Annotated in this window: 15 protein-coding genes; all 15 read left to right on the forward strand. The window is 44.1% G+C overall.

Features of this window, described 5'->3' with window-relative positions:
- Positions 1-618: 618 nt before the first annotated feature.
- On the forward strand, positions 619-1,782 hold the full coding sequence (locus dnm_RS25295; RefSeq protein ID WP_207679669.1) for a BMP family lipoprotein: 1,164 nt from the start codon (positions 619-621) through the stop codon (positions 1,780-1,782).
- A 61-nt stretch (positions 1,783-1,843) separates the two neighbouring features.
- The gene (locus dnm_RS25300) at positions 1,844-3,391 is read left to right on the forward strand and encodes an ABC transporter ATP-binding protein (protein WP_207679670.1); all 1,548 of its coding nucleotides are present in this window, start codon (positions 1,844-1,846) and stop codon (positions 3,389-3,391) included.
- 62 nt (positions 3,392-3,453) lie between these two features.
- On the forward strand, positions 3,454-3,753 hold the full coding sequence (locus dnm_RS25305; protein WP_207679671.1) for a DUF433 domain-containing protein: 300 nt from the start codon (positions 3,454-3,456) through the stop codon (positions 3,751-3,753).
- The gene (locus dnm_RS25310) at positions 3,750-4,088 is read left to right on the forward strand and encodes a DUF5615 family PIN-like protein (RefSeq protein ID WP_207679672.1); all 339 of its coding nucleotides are present in this window, start codon (positions 3,750-3,752) and stop codon (positions 4,086-4,088) included. Before dnm_RS25305 ends, dnm_RS25310 begins: the two co-directional genes overlap by 4 nt.
- 163 nt (positions 4,089-4,251) lie before the next feature.
- A complete protein-coding gene (locus dnm_RS25315; protein WP_207679673.1) occupies positions 4,252-5,277 on the forward strand; it encodes an ABC transporter permease in 1,026 nt (341 codons plus the stop codon).
- Positions 5,278-5,296: 19 nt separating this feature from the next.
- Entirely contained in the window at positions 5,297-6,277 is a 981-nt protein-coding gene (locus dnm_RS25320) for an ABC transporter permease (RefSeq protein ID WP_207679674.1), read from the forward strand.
- Positions 6,278-6,432: 155 nt separating this feature from the next.
- Positions 6,433-6,627 carry a ferredoxin gene (locus tag dnm_RS25325; RefSeq protein ID WP_207679675.1) on the forward strand — a complete coding sequence of 65 codons (195 nt, stop codon included), beginning with the start codon at positions 6,433-6,435 and terminating at the stop codon, positions 6,625-6,627.
- Positions 6,628-6,659: 32 nt separating this feature from the next.
- On the forward strand, positions 6,660-7,235 hold the full coding sequence (gene rbr / locus dnm_RS25330) for a rubrerythrin (protein ID WP_207679676.1): 576 nt from the start codon (positions 6,660-6,662) through the stop codon (positions 7,233-7,235).
- 772 nt (positions 7,236-8,007) lie between these two features.
- Positions 8,008-9,225, forward strand: a complete 1,218-nt coding sequence (locus dnm_RS25335; RefSeq protein WP_207679677.1) for a type II secretion system F family protein — start codon at positions 8,008-8,010, stop codon at positions 9,223-9,225.
- Positions 9,226-9,283: 58 nt separating this feature from the next.
- Positions 9,284-10,705, forward strand: coding sequence for a two-component system sensor histidine kinase NtrB (locus dnm_RS25340; RefSeq protein ID WP_207679678.1), 1,422 nt, complete (start codon positions 9,284-9,286; stop codon positions 10,703-10,705).
- A gap of 820 nt (positions 10,706-11,525) precedes the next feature.
- Entirely contained in the window at positions 11,526-12,752 is a 1,227-nt protein-coding gene (locus dnm_RS25345; protein WP_207679679.1) for a lipoprotein-releasing ABC transporter permease subunit, read from the forward strand.
- 10 nt (positions 12,753-12,762) lie between these two features.
- Positions 12,763-13,509 carry an ABC transporter ATP-binding protein gene (locus dnm_RS25350; protein WP_246556088.1) on the forward strand — a complete coding sequence of 249 codons (747 nt, stop codon included), beginning with the start codon at positions 12,763-12,765 and terminating at the stop codon, positions 13,507-13,509.
- Positions 13,510-13,731: 222 nt separating this feature from the next.
- Positions 13,732-16,401, forward strand: a complete 2,670-nt coding sequence (bamA, locus tag dnm_RS25355) for an outer membrane protein assembly factor BamA (protein WP_207679680.1) — start codon at positions 13,732-13,734, stop codon at positions 16,399-16,401.
- Positions 16,402-16,505: 104 nt separating this feature from the next.
- Entirely contained in the window at positions 16,506-17,030 is a 525-nt protein-coding gene (locus tag dnm_RS25360; protein WP_207679681.1) for an OmpH/Skp family outer membrane protein, read from the forward strand.
- A gap of 107 nt (positions 17,031-17,137) precedes the next feature.
- Positions 17,138-18,160, forward strand: coding sequence for a UDP-3-O-(3-hydroxymyristoyl)glucosamine N-acyltransferase (gene lpxD / locus dnm_RS25365; protein ID WP_207679682.1), 1,023 nt, complete (start codon positions 17,138-17,140; stop codon positions 18,158-18,160).
- Positions 18,161-18,182 lie beyond the last annotated feature (22 nt).

An 18,182-nucleotide genomic window follows, 5' to 3' on the forward strand; every position in this document is an offset into this window, starting at 1 on the left:
CTTTCTTTGTGACAGCAAATTTATCAGAGTATCCTGATAATAAATAGTTTTCAAAACTGACACGCTTAAAATGTTTTATTGAAATGACCATGGAGAAAGTCATCTCCTGACTGACCGGATTATTAAGTCTCGCCATGCTTTCCGGAAAAATGCCCTTTCCCAAACAGCATTCTCATAATGTGTTTTTCCAATTCGGAATATGTTTGCCCAACGCTGCTATGGGAGCCAGTGCGAAAAATGATTTTCGCACGCTTTTGAATCAGGCTTTTTTTTTGTATAGGAAATTATAGAATTTGATCGGAATGAAAAGAATGCCAGATAAGAAAAAATTATTTTCTTATCTGGCATTCTTGTTGTTTTGTTTTTTTGCAATATTCCTTCTTTCTTGACCCAAAGCCGGTTTTTATTATATACAGGCTTTAAGAAAAAGGTTGTCCGGAGTGCCAAACTTGCAGTTTGGCAATATTTCCGATGCCCGGAAACCGGACACTTCTGCCAAACTGCAAGTTTGGCACTCCGGACTGACAGATATTTTCTTAACATCTATATATCATTAACGATCTGGCAAACTTTAAATAAAGGAGGAAATATGGTTAAAAAATTGGATTGACGCTGTGCATGGTCTGTTTTCTTCTGTCTTTGTCACCCTTATCCCCCGGAGATGCTTTCGGGGCTGACAAGCCTTATATTTTCGGATTGCTTTTTGTGGGGCCATACAATGACAGGGGATACAGTCAGGCCCATTATGAAGGAGGAAAATATGTTGAAAAAACAGTTCCCGGGACAAAGATGATCTACATTGACAAGGTAAATCCCGCGGACCGTCCGGGGATTACCATTCCCCAGTTGGTGGATGACATGGTGGAAAAAGGGGCAAAACTCATCATTGCCAATTCAGATGACATGAAAGACGGCATTCGGGAAGCCGCGACCATTCATCCGGATATTCATTTTGTTCATTGTTCCGGGGATGATGTGCTGACCGGAAAATCGCCCAAGAATCTCAGCAACTTGTTCGGCCGCATGGAATATGGAAAAATGATGGCAGGATTTGTCGCGGCTCTGACCACAAAGACCGGTAAGATCGGCTATCTTGGCCCTCTGATCAACGAGGAAACCCGGCGCCTTGCCGCATCATGCTACCTGGGTGCGAGATATGCCTGGGACAAGGTGCTGAACAAAAACCCTGAAGCATTGAAATTTCAGGTCACTTGGATAGGTTTCTGGTTCAACATCCCCGGTGTGACCGCGGATCCCACCCAGGTGGCTCAGAATTTTTTCAACACGGGATATGATGTCCTTGTTTCAGGTATTGACACAACAGAAAGTGTTGTTGTTGCAAGACAGAAACGCAAAGAGGGGAAAGAAGTCTGGGGCATACCGTATGATTATGAAGGCGCATGTGAGGGAGCTTCTGATGTGTGTCTGGGGGTTCCCTATTTTAACTGGGGACCGTCATATGTCCGGCTTGTCAGGGCGTCAATGGCCGGAATTTGGAAATCCCAATGGCTTTGGGAAGGACCGGACTGGAAAGATATTAACAATCATGATACCAGCACCATAGGCTTTGCCCCCGGGCCTGCCCTGTCATCATCCGCAAAACAGCATTTGGATATGTTTATCAGAGATATGGGAACCGGTAAGCTGAATTTGTTCAAGGGGCCGCTTTCTTATCAGGATGGCAGCGTATTTCTCAAACATGGCGAAACTGCCACAGATAAGCAAATTTGGTATATGCGCCAGCTCTTAAACGGGATGACGGGGCAAAGCAGCGCAAAATAACTGCATGGCAGATTGAAAATGATCCTGAGATGCTCCCGGGGGATTGGGAAATCCGCCGAAAATGCCTGGGGTTTGTCAATTCCAGGCGAGCATTGAGCATTTTGGGAATATTGAAAAGCAGATTTACAGGATATCGTTTAAGATGCATATCGTCCTTGAAAACATCCACAAACATTACGGACCGGTGAAAGCCAATAATGGCGTGAGCCTGACCATTGCCCCAGGCACGATACATGGCATTTTGGGTGAAAACGGTGCCGGAAAAAGCACATTGATGAAAATTCTGGCAGGTTACATCCGAAAAACAAGCGGAACTGTCTGGGCAGGTGGCTCTCCGACCGACTACCGGACACCTGCTCAGGCTTCAAATCTGGGCATTGGGATGCTGTACCAGGAACCGCTTGATTTTCCGCTTCTGTCAGTTCTGGACAACTTCATGCTGGGTCAGACAAACGGTTTTGCAAATCACAGGAATACATTCAGAAGGCAATTTGAACAGATTGCAGGCCATTTCAATTTTACACTGAATCCGGATGTCCCTGTCAGAAACCTGACCATCGGTGAGAGACAGCAACTTGAAATGCTGAGGCTTCTGGCGTTGGGAATCCGGGTGCTGATCCTTGACGAACCCACCACCGGCATATCTGAGACACAGAAAGATATTCTTTTTCAGTCGCTGAACAAACTGGCATCACAAGGAAAAAGTGTCATACTTGTGTCTCACAAGCTGGAAGACGCGGACGCGTTGTGCGACAAGATTACGGTTCTGCGTCAGGGAACGGTCGCCGGAGAAATGAACAAACCCTTTGATACAAAAATCTTGCTGGAAATGATGTTTGGCACGCCGCCGCTCCCTCCGTCCTGCTCATGTTTGGGATCCGGAGAAGAACTTTTTGTCATGAAAGGCGTTTCCGCCCGGGGCGGCCGTGCAGGGCTTAAAAATTGTAACACCGTCATCCGTCAGGGAGAGGTGGTGGGACTGGCCGGACTGGAGGGAAGCGGTCAGGGCGTTTTCCTTCGCATTGCCGCTGGATTAAAGGTGCCGTTCAAAGGAGAACTCTATCTTCAGGATATGAAAATGAACGGAAAAGATCACCACGCATTTAAACAGGCACAGGTGAACTTCCTTCCGGGATCCCGGCTTGAAGAGGGGCTGATACCGGGCTTAACCCTTGCAGAACATTTTGCGCTTTTAGAGAATCGTAAAGGCTTTTTTGTGAGATGGGCAGAGGCATTCCAAAAGGCAAACGCGCAGATTAAAAAATTTCGCATCACGGGAACACCGGAATCCACTGTGGAATCTCTTTCCGGCGGGAACCAGCAGCGCCTTCTCCTCTCATTTTTACCTGAAAATTCTCTCCTTCTTCTCCTTGAAAATCCCACCAGAGGACTTGATCCGGAATCTGCTCACTGGGTGTGGCAGCATCTCCGAACATATTGTGAACGCGGCACAAGCATTGTTTTTTCATCTTCGGAACTTGATGAAATTCTCATGATTGCGGATCGTGTGGCTGTGTTTTTTGACGGAAAAATTATCAAAGATGTAAAGACAGATGAAACAGATGTCAATGAGCTGGGGATGGCCATTGCAGGGAAAATTGGAAACTGAGGAGAAAAAACAGGGTGATTTGAAACCAAAATCAAAGAAGACTCAGAGAAAGGAGCTTAATATTGAGCGTAGCTTTAAAAAATCAAACTTATCCTTATATCGGATCAGACCCGAACATTGCCGGAGGAGTTCCTTTAATTGAGGGAACCCGAATCACCGTGCGTTGCATTGCAGGGTATTATCAGATGGGGATGAGTGTGGATGAGATACTGAACAGTCTCTCTCATCTGACACCATCCCAGGTACATGCGGCCTTAGCCTACTATTTCGATCATCAGGAAGAAATTGACGCTGATCTTACAGAAGTATCTGATGAAAATTATTGGAAAGAGCAAGTCTTATCATGGGGCGAAAACCAATGAAGATTAAATTATTACTGGATGAGGATGTTCATTTGGCTTTGGCCGATTCTCTTCACAGAAGAGGATACGATGTTGTTCATATACAGGAAATGAAGCGCAAGGGCAAAAGCGATGCCGAACAGTTGGCAATGGCTGTCTTTCAAAAACGATGCCTGTTCAGCTTCAATGTTAAAAATTTTGTTATCCTGCATAACCAGTATGTTAATGAAAAGCGGGAACATTGGGGAATTTTTGCTTCAAAGCAGATCCCCGTAGGTGAAGCGCTTCGCAAGTTGTTATATAAATTGGGGAATACTTCTCATGAAGCCATGAAAAATCAGTTGAAATTTTTATAACACAAGGGTTTGCAAAAGTTACGAGATCAGTTTTCCGGCTGAAAGCAAAAGTGCGCTGAAGCGTGGCGTGAGAATCAGCTGGCTTCAGCCTGCTTTCGCTATCAGGGGCTTTCTGAATTCAGAATTTTAAAAAGTAAGGCTGATCCTGATAACGGGAATTACTATGAAAATATTCCGATATGCCTGCGAACTCATACTGACGCTGCTTGCGGTATTTTTCTTCACCACCCTCATTCTTCATCTCGTGGGAGCGCCGCCGTTTGAGGCTTATTATCACATTGTCAAGGGATCATTGGGATCATGGGTGAAGGTCGCCCATGTGATAACCACATGGATTCCCCTCACGCTTTGTGCATGCGGTCTTCTCTATACCTTCAGAATCGGTCTTTGGAATATCGGCATCGAAGGACAGATGATGATGGGCGCTGTTTTCACAACATTCCTTCTTCGCTTCGGTGTTGAAAGCGATATGCCGGTCTTTTTTTTAACATTGTCTTTTATTGCCGGAGCGATTGGCGGAGCTGTATGGGCGATGATTGCAGGTAGTTTAAAGACAAAAGGAGGCGTGAATGAAATTTTCGCAGGTCTCGGACTTAATTTTGTGGCTCAGGGGCTTATCCTCTGGCTTATATTTGGTCCGTGGAAACGGCCCGGCATCGCCTCCATGAGCGGGACAGAACTTTTTCCGCCAAAATTATGGCTGTCTTATCTGTCCTTCATCCGTCTTTCTCCTGCGGGCCTTTTTTTAGCTTTGATTGCCATAGGAGTGACAGCATTCATGTTGCGTTATGCCCGGATCGGTTTAAGTCTGAGAGCCATCGGAAACAACCCTCATGCGGCATACCTGTTCGGATTAAAACCTGACAGATATATGCTCCTTGCCATGATATTCGCCGGAGGATTTGCCGGTCTTGCCGGAAGCATTCAGGTGACCGGGATCTATCATCGCCTTCTGCCTGCCATCTCCGGCAACTACGGTTATCTGGCCCTGCTTGTGGTCATGCTCGCCAATTACAATGTCCGGATTGTTCCCGCAGTTGCCTTTTTCTTTGCCTGCCTGAATATCGGAAGTATTCAACTCCCCATGGTACTTCAATTAGATTCATCATTAAGCGGTGTCATACAGGGAACCCTGGTTTTGGCAACACTTGCCGTACACGCATGGCGAAACTTGAAACTTGAAACTTGAGGCTTGAAACTGGAAACTTATGAATGATCTGAATTTGACGATACTATTTGCCAGTGTTATCGCGGGGGCCGCTCCTGTTGTTTTAGCTGCTCTCGGAGAGACAATTACGGAAAAAGCCGGCCTCATCAATCTTTCTTTGGATGGCTCCATATTACTGAGCGCAATGACTGCTTTCGCTGTTGCTTATGAAACAGACAGTCTTGTCATGGGGGTTGTGTCAGGGGCAGTGGTTGGCGCTGCGGTTGCAGCTATTGTCGGTATTTTCAGTAGTTATCTCGGTCAGTCCCAGGTGGCGGTGGGATTTGTTCTGACCCTCATGACTCGTGATCTGGCGTATTTTCTGGGAAATTCTTATTCCCGTCTTCAGGGCCCCCAGGTTACGCCCCTTCCGATTCCGCTTTTCAAAGAGATTCCTTTTCTCGGTCTGATCTTTTTTAATCATAATCTTCTGGTTTATCTCAGTCTGTTTTTTATTGGTTTCTGCTGGTGGTATATTTATCGCACACCTTTGGGTTTGCAACTGAGGGCTGTGGGAGAACATCCTGCTTCTGCTTACGCCAGAGGAATAAATCCGCAAAAGGCACAAATATTGTATGCGGTATGCGGCGGCTTGCTGGTCGGACTTGCAGGCGCGGCCTTTTCCCTTTCTGCCAAACCAGGATGGGGGCGTCCCCAGGGAGCGGAAGGAACAGGATGGATTGCTCTGGCAATTGTCATTTTTGGCGGGTGGAATCCGGTAAAGGCAGCCGCGGGCGCTTATCTTTTTTCCTTTTTACAGATTTTAGGTATTTATTTTCAGGGATGGATCCCTTCTGTGCCTGCCCAGGTTTTCCAAGTCGCGCCGTTTCCGCTGATGATCTTTACCCTTTTGCTCATGTATTTTGTCCAAAAAGAATCTGTGATGAACTGGGCAGAAGAAAAAAAACGGATGAAATCCGCGCTTAAAATTTTTTCAGGAAATGCGCCAAGCGCGCTGGGCAAAGCATACAAACCTGACTGATCCGAAATATGCCTATAAAAACAGAATAAAAAAATATCGGATTTTTATTAATATTTAAGCTTGCATTGAAATGCAACTTATTGTAAACAAAGAGACAGAGGGAAGTTTAAGCTTTACAATAAATTAACCATCTTTATCTGTTCAAGGAGGTAAACATGAAAGCAAGAGTGGACAAAGGAGCATGTATGGGAGACAGAAACTGCAACATGGTTTGCCCGGAGGTCTTCAAGTATGACGAAGATGAACTGATGTCAATTGTTCAGTTTGACGAAATCCCGAAAGAGTATGAGGCTCGTACAAAACAGGCAGCAGAAGAATGCGGGGCCAATGCGATTACCATAGAGGAATAGTCGCGGCCATTACAGGGAAGGAGAAAGCCAGGATGGGAAAATTCAGAGAAAGTCAGACTGCAAAGAATCTGCTGACTGCTTTTGCAGGGGAATCCCAGGCACGAAACCGTTATACTTACTTTGCCGGCCAGGCAAGAAAAGACGGTTTCATGCAGATTGCAGATATCTTTGAAGAGACAGCAAACCAGGAAAAAGAACACGCGAAACGGTTCTTCAAGTTTTTCAATGGCGGTGAACTGGAAATTACCGGGAGCTTTCCCGCGGGTGTCATCGGCAACACATATGATAACCTGATCGCTGCTGCCGACGGTGAACGCTACGAGCATACGGAGATGTATCCTAATTTTGCCAAAATAGCGACCGAAGAGGGCTTTACCCGGGCAGCAGACACATTTCAGGCCATATCTGTTGCTGAAAGACAGCATGAAAAGCGATACCGTGATCTCGCGGCTAATATCAAGGCTGACAGAGTTTTTAAACGGGATCAGGAAGTTGTGTGGCGATGCCGTAACTGCGGTTATCTGCATTCAGCAAAAGAAGCGCCGGAGATGTGTCCTGCCTGTGTGCATCCCCGGAGCTATTTTGAGCTTTTGGGTGAGAACTGGTAAAAAAAAAGACAAATGACAGGCAATATTCAAGGGTGGGTTTGGATTTACCTTACCCACCCCGCATCTCAGAGGGGATTTGAAAAATACCCCTTTTTTAGTTTTTCAGGGAATTCTATATCTGAAAATTTAAAAACTTTCCAAGTCTGACGTGGTGATGCACTGCTTCGGAGAGTCTGAATTGCTTATAATCTGTTTGATTGCAGCTATGCAAGGCTTTTTGTGTCCGCCCTGCTGACCATTTTCAGACGGGGATTTTTCAGCCCGGCCAATATTGTCTTCCGCCTCTGACATGTCGCCACAGGTATTTTGTATAAAGAGAAGGTTTAATCCTTTTAGCATGAAAATATATTTGGAAAACCCGGGTTTTTTGTCTGTTTTCACCACATATTTTTATGACCGGGGGTGAAAAACCCGGGTTTTTTATGAGCGTTTCTTATATGAAATCCTTGTAGCGAGGACGGCTGTTATTATTTTCTGTGTAAAGAACAAAACACTTGATCATCAAAATTTTTTAAGTTAAATTATTTAAATATGCAGGGACAGACTTGTATTTTACCTCCATCTTTTGACAACAGGAATCGCACCCCTGACAGATATTCACTCATCATTATATAATCTCAGCAGGTTACGCTGTGATATCCGCTGTAACTCAGATAAAATAATGATTACAACTGTAACTGATATTTCTATATTATACCGACATATTATCTTCTGATATTTTTTAAATTTTTAAAAATTTTCCAGATGCGCCAAATCGTAAGGAGGGCCGGTCATGGCAGATGTAAAAGAATATTTGTGGAAAGGAAAAGACCCTAAGAGAAATAAGACCTTTAAAGGCAAGATGGAAGCAACAGATGAAAGGCCAGTGGAAGCCTATCTGAAAAAGCGCGGGATTATTAATTATAGCATTAAGGAAAAGCCCAAAGACCCGTTTGAGAACATTGCTTTTCTTCAGCCAAAAGTTGAAACAAAAGATGTCATTGTCTGGTGCAGACAGTTTTCCACCATGATTGACGCGGGGCTTCCCATTATCCAATGTCTTGACATACTCTCCTCCCAGGCGGAAAATCCCACTTTTAAAAAAGTATTGAAAGACATAAAAGTGTCCGTGGAAAGCGGGAACACCCTTGCCGAATCTTTGAAAAAATATCCTGACCAGTTTGACGAACTTTTTGCAAATATGGTGGAAGCAGGTGAAACCGGGGGTATCCTTGATACCATTTTGCGGCGTCTTTCCGAACATATGGAAAAAGCGGCGAAGCTCAAAGCCCAGGTAAAAAGTGCTATGATGTATCCGATCATCACCATGTGTGTGGCATTCATTGTCGTCATGGTTCTGCTGGTCTTTGTTATTCCTGTGTTTCAGGATATGTTTGCCGGTCTGGGAGGAGAGCTTCCGGCTCTGACTCAGGTAGTTGTAGATATGAGTGAGTTCGCAAAGAAGAATTTTCTTTTTATCGGAGTTGGTCTGGCCGGATTTATTATTACTCTTAAGAAGGTATATAAAACCGAAAAAGGGCATATTGTGATAGATGATCTCATGCTCAGTATTCCGGTAATGGGAATGCTGATTCGCAAGATTGCCGTGGCCAAGTTCACACGTACCATGGGCACAATGCTGCAAAGCGGGGTTGCTATTCTGGACGCGCTTGAAATTGTGGCAAAAACAGCGGGCCACAAAACCGTCGAGGCCACAATATATGATGTCCGTGCCGCTATTTCAGAAGGCCGTACAATGGCTGATCCGCTTGAAGAAAGCGGGGTTTTTCCTTCAATGGTCTGCCAGATGATTTCAGTGGGCGAGGCCACCGGTGCTCTTGATATTATGCTGGAAAAAATTGCTGATTTTTATGATGATGAGGTTGACGAGGCAGTAACCGGCATGACTGAAATGATAGAGCCTCTGATGATGGTATTTCTGGGCGGAACCATCGGAACCCTGGTTGTCGCAATGTATCTTCCCATATTCTCAATGGCCGGTGCGGTATAAGTATCTGTGCATAAGGTTTTCGCCATTTTTATCCTGATACTCAGGCGAGTTTCCGAAAATGAGCATACCGATGTGTAATATTCTTTTCCGGAAATTGTCTGAGTTCACACTTCAAACTTTCAATTTTAAATCTTCATCTGTAATGAATTTCAATAGTGATTTTTATCAGAAGCTGAAATGGCTCATGTTTTTCCGGGTCATTTTTACCACATTGTTACTGGGTTCCACCATTATTCTCCAACTTAATGAAACCTCTTCTCCCCTGGATGAATCGCTTTTAGCGCTTTACGGGCTTATTGCCGGTATTTTTATCCTTTCATTTTGCTATACAATGATCCTGAAATTTTTTCTTGATCCGGAAGCCCCCCCTCCCTCCGGCCGAGAGCCCGGAACCAGGAAAAAGAAACTTACACTTCCCCTTTTTACCTACATACAGATCAGCATAGACACATTTGTTGTCAGCCTGATAATTTTTATGACAGGCAGTTTTTCAAGTGTCTTTTCTTTTCTCTATCTTGTTGTAATTATCTACGCGAGCATACTCCTTTTCAGGAAAGGGAGCATGGTCATGGCTGCCCTTTCCAGCATACAGTACGGCGCGATGATTGATCTTGAATTTTACGGCATCCTCAAACCGTTCGGGATGGAAAGAAATCTTATCATTGTTGAGTATAACATGAGCCATGTTTTTTATAAAATCACCATGACCATGGTGGCATGTTTTGCGGTGGCCTTTCTGAGCAGCCTTTTATCAGAGCAGACAAAAAAAAGCAAAAAAGAACTCCTGGATATGGAAGCTCATGTGAAGCGGGTTGAAAAAATGGCAGCCGTGGGTGAGATGGCCGCAGGTCTGGCCCATGAAATCAAAAATCCGCTGGCTTCTCTCAGGGGGTCAGTACAATTGCTGCAAGATGATATTCCTTATGATTCGGAGCGTGACAAACTCATGCATATTGTTCTCCGTGAAGCAGATCGTCTGAACTCCCTTGTAAGTGATTTTCTTTTATTTGCAAAACCTCCCGCGGGCAGGGTTGAAATTTTTGATCTGGGTGATGCCCTGACAGAAACAGTGTCACTTTTTGAAAAAGACACGAACTGTTGTGAGAGGATTTCAATCGTAAAAGAAATTTTTTCCGGAGTCCGGGTCGAAATGGATCCGGCTCATTTACGCCAAATTTTATGGAACCTTCTTTTAAATGCGGCCGAGGCCATTGAAGATAACGGGCTGATCAGTATTAAAATGTATCTGTCAAAAGAGTATGCGGACATCAGTATTGCTGACACTGGATGCGGCATGTCAGATGAGGTTCTTAAAACCATTTTTGACCCCTTTGTTACAAAAAAAAACAGCGGAACAGGTCTCGGGCTTTCCATTGTGCATCGCATCGTAGAATCATGTGATGGCAGACTTGATGTTGAGAGCGAAGTCGGCAGGGGGACAACGTTTACGTTGAAATTAAAGCGTCCTGGTTCGGTCTGACAAACGTGATAATGATTTTAAACTGCTGGTTCCTGATTTCTGATTCTGCTGATATTTTCACGCGGGGTGTCTGTAAAATTCAGTAAAATTTTTATAAAATCCGGGGGGCCGGCAACTTAATCTTGACATTTTTCTACAGATAGCTTATTAAAATAAGCTTATTTTTTTATCAGAACCTAAGTTTTTTTCAAAAAATTTAGGTTCTTGTCTTTGTTCACAGGCAAAAAAAGGCTTTTATCCTGAAAAATGAACCGGTCTTTGCTGTTTTATGCAGTGATCAGCCATCAGTTTTCAGCTTTCAGAATCACCAGATTGAAAAAATTCGCTGTTCTGCTTTGAGGCGGTCTGTCACATGCAGCCATCTTTTTTACAGAGTCTGAACGCGGAACTGTGAACAGGGCCTGAATTTTGAATCATTTTCGATTTGCTGAGACTGTCATGACAAAACAGCGTCTCACTTGGCAGACGGGGAGACGGTTGCTTCGGAAACGTGCATTTGATACTCGGTAATCAAGTTTTTTTGCTGTCATTCCTGCTTTCGCAGACTTCGGCAGGCTCAGTCGGGTTGTCGAACAGAATCACAAATTTTTTGTCCGAACCAGGTCAAAAAGCTTGATTATCGAGTGATAAGGGAACTCAAAATAAATAATATACCTGATAAAAAAAGTAGGGTGGGTGGAGCGAAGCGGAACCCACCGCACAAGGTGGGTTCCGCTTCGCTCCACCCACCCTACTTTTCCACATTTTCGGGTATTTTATTTTTGAGGAAATCCCTAAGAACTGGCAACTGATTTATACGGGAGTCTGATAAAAAATCTATATGTCATTTGAGCTATTTATAAGCGGTCGTTATCTCAGGACCAGACAGAAACAGACATTTATCTCATTAATTACCATCCTTTCCATAGCGGGAGTTACGGTCGGGGTCATGGCGCTGATTATAGTGATTGCTGTCATGGCAGGCTTTGAGTCTGATCTTAAAGACCGTATTCTCGGGGTTGAATCCCATGCGGTGCTGATGCGTCACGGAGGGAATTTTTCTGATTATCCCCGTGTACTCGAATACCTTAAAAATGCTGACGGGGTTGAGGGGGCCACACCTTTTGTTTATACCCAGATCATGCTTCGTTCCGCTGCTGGTTTGTCCGGGGCTGTTTTAAGGGGAATAGATCCCGCATCAGCGGGCCGGGTAATAAAGATGAACACACAGGGCCGAAGGAAGAATGCGGATTTCAGCCTTCTTCGTCCTGGTTCCAAAATTCCGGGAATTATCATAGGCAAGGAACTTGCCAGAAATCTGGGCGTGACAGAAGGTGATGTGATTTATCTGATATCTCCCCGGGGAATGATATCTCCCATCGGCCTTATGCCTTCAATGAAACGGTTCAGGGTGCTGGCGAGCTTTGAATCCGGAATGTACGAATATGACGGTTCTCTTGCCTACATTCACATCGAAGATGCCCAGAATCTTCTTCGAATGGGCGCATCTGTAACTGGTATTGAAATCCGGGTAACTCAGGTCTATGAGGCAAATAAAATTGCAGAAAAGATCGTTAAAGATTTGGGATGGCCTTACTGGGCAAAAGATTGGATGCAGATGAACCAAAATCTGTTTTCTGCGCTTAAACTGGAAAAAACAGTGATGTTTGTTATTCTGGCGTTAATTATCCTTGTGGCGGCCTTTAACATCGCCAGTTCTCTGATTATGATGGTAATGGAAAAGACCCGGGACATCGCCATATTAAAAGCCATGGGCGCGACAGATAAAAATATTAAAAAAATTTTTATTGTCAAAGGAATGACCATTGGTGCCATTGGCACATTTTTAGGTGTATCTCTGGGGTTTCTGCTGTGTACATTGCTTAAACACTATAAATTCATTAAGCTTCCGGGAGATGTTTACTATCTCACGGCCCTTCCGGTGAAACTTGAGATGCCGGATGTGTTTATCATTTCTTCCGCCGCAATGGTGATCTGCTTTTTGGCAACGCTTTACCCGGCGCACCAGGCTTCCAAGCTTAACCCTGTCGAGGCCCTCCGTTATTAAAGATTAGAGATTGAAAACAGACAACAAAAAACCAAATGTTCCTTTAATTAATGTAAGGGGACTCTGTAAGAGCTTCAGCGCGATTGAAGACCGCCATAAGACAGGCCCTGCTCCTCAGTCATCAGGGGATCCTCGTATTGATGTTTTAAAAAACCTGGATTTTGATTTGGATGAAGGTGAGACAGTGGCGATTGTGGGAGCGTCCGGGATCGGCAAATCCACGCTTCTCCACATCATCGGGACCCTTGACCGCCCTGACAGCGGCACGGTCTTATTTCGAAATGAGAATGTTTTTCTTTTCAATAATAGCCAGTTGGCAAAATTTCGCAACGAGTCTGTGGGGTTTGTTTTCCAGTTCCATCATCTTTTGCCGGAGTTCAGCGCCCTTGAAAACGCCATGATACCGGGGATGATCAAAGGACTCAGCAAGCAGCACGCGGGCGAAGCTGCCAAAGAAATCCTTATCCGGGTAGGACTGAAAAACAGGTTGTTCCACAGGGTGGGGGAACTTTCAGGAGGGGAACAGCAACGGGTCGCCTTGGCAAGAGCTTTGGTTCTCAAACCTGCGATTCTTCTGGCGGATGAGCCTACTGGCAATCTGGATAAAAAAAACAGTGAACAGGTTCATGAGTTGTTCCTTGAGTTAAATCAGGAATACCATATGACCATGGTTGTGGTGACACACAATATGGAACTTGCAGCGTATATGTCACGCCGTGTGACAATTGCGGATGGAGAATTGAGAATTGAAAATTGAAAATTGAAAATTGAGAATTGAAAATTGAAAATTGAAAATTGAAAATTGAAAATTGAAAATTGAAAATTGAAAATTGAAAATTGAAAATTGGGAATTGGGAATTGGGAATTGAAAATTGAAAATTGAGAATTGAGAATTGAGAATTGGGAATTGGGAATTGAAAATTGAAAATTGAAAATTGCTTCTTTCATAATTTCCAATAGTTAATCCAGGGAGACTTCCATGCTGAAACGTTTAATCATTATTGCAATCATAAGCTGTTTTTCGACTACAATATGTTCGGCGGAAAACAAATCCCGAATCCGGGGCACTGAATTCCAGGCACCGAAAATTGTTGTGCTGCCTTTTGAAATTTATGCTTCAGAGAATATTTCATATTTGCAAACCAAAATTCCGGAAGTGATCGGAAATTATATGAAACAGGAAGGCGCTGTTGTCGTAGAAGCAGATAAAGTAAAGATAAGCAGACCGCGTTCCCTTTCTAAGCATGACATCCGAAAGATCGGCATCAGAAATGGCGCGGATTATGTCATATGGGGAAGTCTGACCCGGATCGGCCAAAAATTCAGCCTTGATTCAAATATGATGGATACACTTAACCGGGAGCCGATAAGCGCTTTTTTTGTGGAAGGTGAGAGCATTGAGAATCTCCCTGTAACCGTGAAAAAACTTGCGAGTGAGTTTGGCATAAAAATTTTTAAGCGGGAAAAGGTTGCCCGGGTCCTTGTCACCGGAAACCGGCGCATAGAGACAGATGCCATTAAACGAATGATAAAAACAAAGCCGGGTAATGCTTACCTTGCCAAAAGCCTTTCCGAAGACCTTAAAGCAGTTTATTCCATGGGATATTTTGATGATATCCGAATCGAGGCCCGGGAGACCCGTGAGGGAAAAATCATCACATTCAGGGTACAGGAAAAATCCACGCTTCGGCACATCCGCATCAAGGGAAATAAAATATTTGAAGATAAAGAAATCAGAGACGCTCTGGACATAAAGACAGGACAGACCCTGAATGTTTTCAGAATACAGAGCAATATTCAACGAATAGAGTCGCTTTACAAAGATAAAAATTACCATAATGTCAGCATTGCTTATGATATCAGACAACTTGACAATAATCAGGCGGATCTGGAATTTGTCATTGAAGAAGGTAAAAAAATCCGTATTAAAGAGATAGCCTTCGCAGGAATCAGCGCGTATAGTGACAAAGAGCTGAAGAAAGTGATGAAAACTTCGGAAAAGGGGTTCTGGTCATGGCTGACATCATCGGGGGAGTTTAACAGTGAGGAACTGGAACAGGATGTTGTGAGGCTTTCCGCTTTTTATCGCAATAACGGATATGCCCAGGCCAGAATCGGAGAACCCCAGGTCGAATACCGGGAAGAGTGGATATATATCACGATAAAAATTGATGAAGGCCCGCAGTTCAAAATAGGAAAGGTGGATATTGGCGGTGATCTTGTTCTGTCCAGGGAAGAACTTATAAAGCCCCTGAAGATTACCAAAGAGCCCCTTTATAATGAGGATGTTCTGCGTAATGATGTGCTTCTTCTTGCGGATATCTATGCGGACCAGGGATATGCCTATGCGAATATCACTCCCAGGCTTGATAAAAATATTGCAAAATCAACTATTAATATTACCTATCATATTGAAAAGGACAAACGGGTTTACATCGAAAAAATTATTATCAGCGGGAACACAAAAACACGGGATAAGATTATTCGCCGGCAGCTCAAGGTTCATGAGCAGGAACTTTACAGCAGCCGGGATTTGAAACGGAGCGTGCGTAATTTGCAGCGTCTCGATTATTTCGAGGATGTGAAGCTCAATACGCTGAAAGGAAGTTCCGATGACAGGATTATCATCAGGCTGGATGTGACAGAGAAGCCCACAGGAACCTTCAGTTTTGGCGGCGGATACAGCAGCGTGGAAAATGTTTTTGCCATGGCCTCTGTTTCCCAGCGAAACCTTTTCGGAAGAGGACAGATTCTTCAGTTAAAAGCTGAACTGGGAGGAACCACCAACAGATACACACTCAGTTTTACCGAACCTTGGCTTTTTGATATTCCATTGTCAGCCGGTTTTGACCTGTATAACTGGGAAAGGGATTATGATACTTATGATAAGGACAGCAAGGGGGGCGGTGTAAGATTAGGGTATCTTATTTATGATTTCACACGGCTGTATCTTTCCTATTCTTACGACGTGGGGGATATTGAAATTATTGACCGGGCCGAGGCCCCCGAATCCATAAAGGACATGGAGGGAGAAAATGTGACAAGCAGCATATCCACCACATTGCGCTATGATTCCAGAGATAAAATGTTTAATCCCACAGAGGGTGCTGATCATCGTTTCACTGCTGAATATGCCGGACTTGGCGGGGATATCGCTTTTACAAAATATACCGCGGAGCTTGGGCAGTATTTCCCCCTGTTCTGGGGAACTGTCGGCTTTCTCCATGCCGAAGGAGGATATGTCCGTGATGATGATGATGGAAAGCTCCCGGATTATGAACGGTTTTACCTGGGCGGAATGAATTCATTACGCGGGTTTGAATGGCGGGATGTATCCTTGAAGGAAAAAAATGAAGAAGGCGAAACTGTGGATGTCGGCGGATATAAATTTGTACAGTTTAATGCTGAATTTCTGATTCCCCTGATTAAGAAAGCAGGGCTGGTAGGGGTTTTATTTTATGATACAGGTAATGTTTATGACAAGTCCGAAGATATAGAGTTTGACAGTCTGCGCGAAAGCGCAGGATTTGGTTTCAGATGGTATTCTCCCATGGGACCGATTCGCATCGAAAACGGATATATACTCGATCCCGAAGAAGGAGAGAGCAGCAGCGGACGATGGGAGTTTACAATGGGCGGGGTGTTTTGAAACTTGAAACTTGAAACTTGAAACTTGAAACTGGGAACTGGAAAACCTGCATTTTCCAAGTTTCGAGTTTCAAGTTTCACCCAAAAAAGGAGGATATAAAAAGAATGCAATTTTTTAAAAAGATTTTTGCCGGAACGATTTTTCTACTTTTTTTCTTTGTGTTTTCTTCTTATGGTGCAGATGTCCCTAAGATCGCAATTGTGGATCTTCAAAAAGTCAGTGAATTGTCAAGCGCGGGTAAGAAAATACGTGCTGAAATCACTAAAAAAGGAAAAGCCATGGAGACTGAGCTGAAAACCAAGGCCACCGAAATTCAGAAACTCGAAAAAGGGCTGGAACGTGAAGCACCGGTAATGAGCAAGGAACAGCGGGAAAGTAAAAAGCGGGAAATTAATATAAAGCTGTATGATCTTAAATCCCTTGAAAAGAGATATAAGGAAGAATTATTTAAGTTCCAAAATGAAAAATTAAAAAAGATGAATAAGGAGGTTTTTGAGATTGTACAGGAGATAGGAAAAAAGGAAGGTTATCTTCTTATCATTGAAAAGATGGGGGTGCTATATGCTCCCCAGTCAATTGATATCACAGAACAACTGATAGAAAAATATAACGCCAAGTTTGCCAAATAAGAACCGGAAATCGGAGATTGGAAATCAGGAACCAAAGTTCATCCGGTTCTCAGTTTCCAATTTCCAATTTCAAATGTGGAAAAAGAGTTTTCAAAGGTAATAAGGTCATGGAAATATCACTTGCAGAAATCGCCAAAGCCGTTGATGGTGAAGTCAGGGGCGATGCTGATAAAACCATTCGGGGGGCTGCCCCTTTTGAAAACGCGGGTTGTGATGATATAACTTATGCATCCGGTTCAAAATTCCTGAAAAAAATAGATAAAACCGGGGCCGGGGCTGTTATTGTTCCTCAGAATTTTTTATCTCACGCGTGTTCAAAAGGCACAGTCATTGTAAAAAATCCGCAGGTTGCTTTTGTTAAGACTTTGGAGATATTTTATCCGGCTTCAGCACCGGAAAGCTCTATAAACCCGAATGCCTGTATCGGAAAAAATTTTAAATTCGGCAAAGATGTTTCCATCGGACCTTTTGTTGTTATCGGAGATAATGTGACCCTGGGTGACCGGGTGACGCTTCAGCCCAATACAGTGATCGGGGATAATGTGGTGATGGGAAATGATGTCCGTGTCTGGCCTAATGTGACGATTCTGGACCGTTGCAGGATTGGCGACCGGGTGACAATTCATGCCGGAACGGTCATCGGAAGCGATGGTTTTGGGTTTGCTCCTGACGGGGAGAAATATGTCAAAATTCCTCATACGGGTATTGTCCGAATTGATGATGATGTGGAAATCGGCGCAGGAAACACCATTGACAGAGCCACATTTGGTGAGACTTGGATAAAAACCGGTGTTAAGACCGATAACCTTGTTCATATTGCGCATAATGTGACAGTGGGAGAAAACACCGTGCTTGTGGCGCAGGTGGGAATTTCCGGGAGCGTGACCATAGGGAAACACGGGGTATTGGCAGGGCAGGCCGGCGTGTCAGGACATCTGACCATCGGAGATAATGTTACAGTCGGGCCCCAGGCCGGACTTGTCAAATCCGTGCCAGACGGCGAAACAGTATCAGGTTCTCCGGAGATGCCCCACAGATTATGGCTGAGAGTGTATCGAATTCTGCCAAAACTCCCTGAGATTAAAAAAAAGCTTGCCGAGCTGGAAAAGAAAGTGAATGCGTTGCGCTGATCAGCAGCATTTAAAAAAAACG

The organism is Desulfonema magnum, from assembly GCF_017377395.1.
GTDB lineage: Bacteria > Desulfobacterota > Desulfobacteria > Desulfobacterales > 4be13 > Desulfonema_C > Desulfonema_C magnum.

Excerpts from the sequence above, each read along its gene's own strand:
- dnm_RS25295 (WP_207679669.1), top strand. The coding sequence starts at position 619 with ATGGTCTGTTTTCTTCTGTCTTTGTCACCCTTATCCCCCGGAGATGCT.
- dnm_RS25300 (WP_207679670.1), top strand. The coding sequence starts at position 1,844 with ATGCCTGGGGTTTGTCAATTCCAGGCGAGCATTGAGCATTTTGGGAAT.
- dnm_RS25310 (WP_207679672.1), top strand. The coding sequence starts at position 3,750 with ATGAAGATTAAATTATTACTGGATGAGGATGTTCATTTGGCTTTGGCC.
- dnm_RS25315 (WP_207679673.1), top strand. The coding sequence starts at position 4,252 with ATGAAAATATTCCGATATGCCTGCGAACTCATACTGACGCTGCTTGCG.
- dnm_RS25320 (WP_207679674.1), top strand. The coding sequence starts at position 5,297 with ATGAATGATCTGAATTTGACGATACTATTTGCCAGTGTTATCGCGGGG.
- dnm_RS25325 (WP_207679675.1), top strand. The coding sequence starts at position 6,433 with ATGAAAGCAAGAGTGGACAAAGGAGCATGTATGGGAGACAGAAACTGC.
- rbr (WP_207679676.1), top strand. The coding sequence starts at position 6,660 with ATGGGAAAATTCAGAGAAAGTCAGACTGCAAAGAATCTGCTGACTGCT.
- dnm_RS25335 (WP_207679677.1), top strand. The coding sequence starts at position 8,008 with ATGGCAGATGTAAAAGAATATTTGTGGAAAGGAAAAGACCCTAAGAGA.
- dnm_RS25340 (WP_207679678.1), top strand. The coding sequence starts at position 9,284 with ATGAGCATACCGATGTGTAATATTCTTTTCCGGAAATTGTCTGAGTTC.
- dnm_RS25345 (WP_207679679.1), top strand. The coding sequence starts at position 11,526 with ATGTCATTTGAGCTATTTATAAGCGGTCGTTATCTCAGGACCAGACAG.
- bamA (WP_207679680.1), top strand. The coding sequence starts at position 13,732 with ATGCTGAAACGTTTAATCATTATTGCAATCATAAGCTGTTTTTCGACT.
- dnm_RS25360 (WP_207679681.1), top strand. The coding sequence starts at position 16,506 with ATGCAATTTTTTAAAAAGATTTTTGCCGGAACGATTTTTCTACTTTTT.
- lpxD (WP_207679682.1), top strand. The coding sequence starts at position 17,138 with ATGGAAATATCACTTGCAGAAATCGCCAAAGCCGTTGATGGTGAAGTC.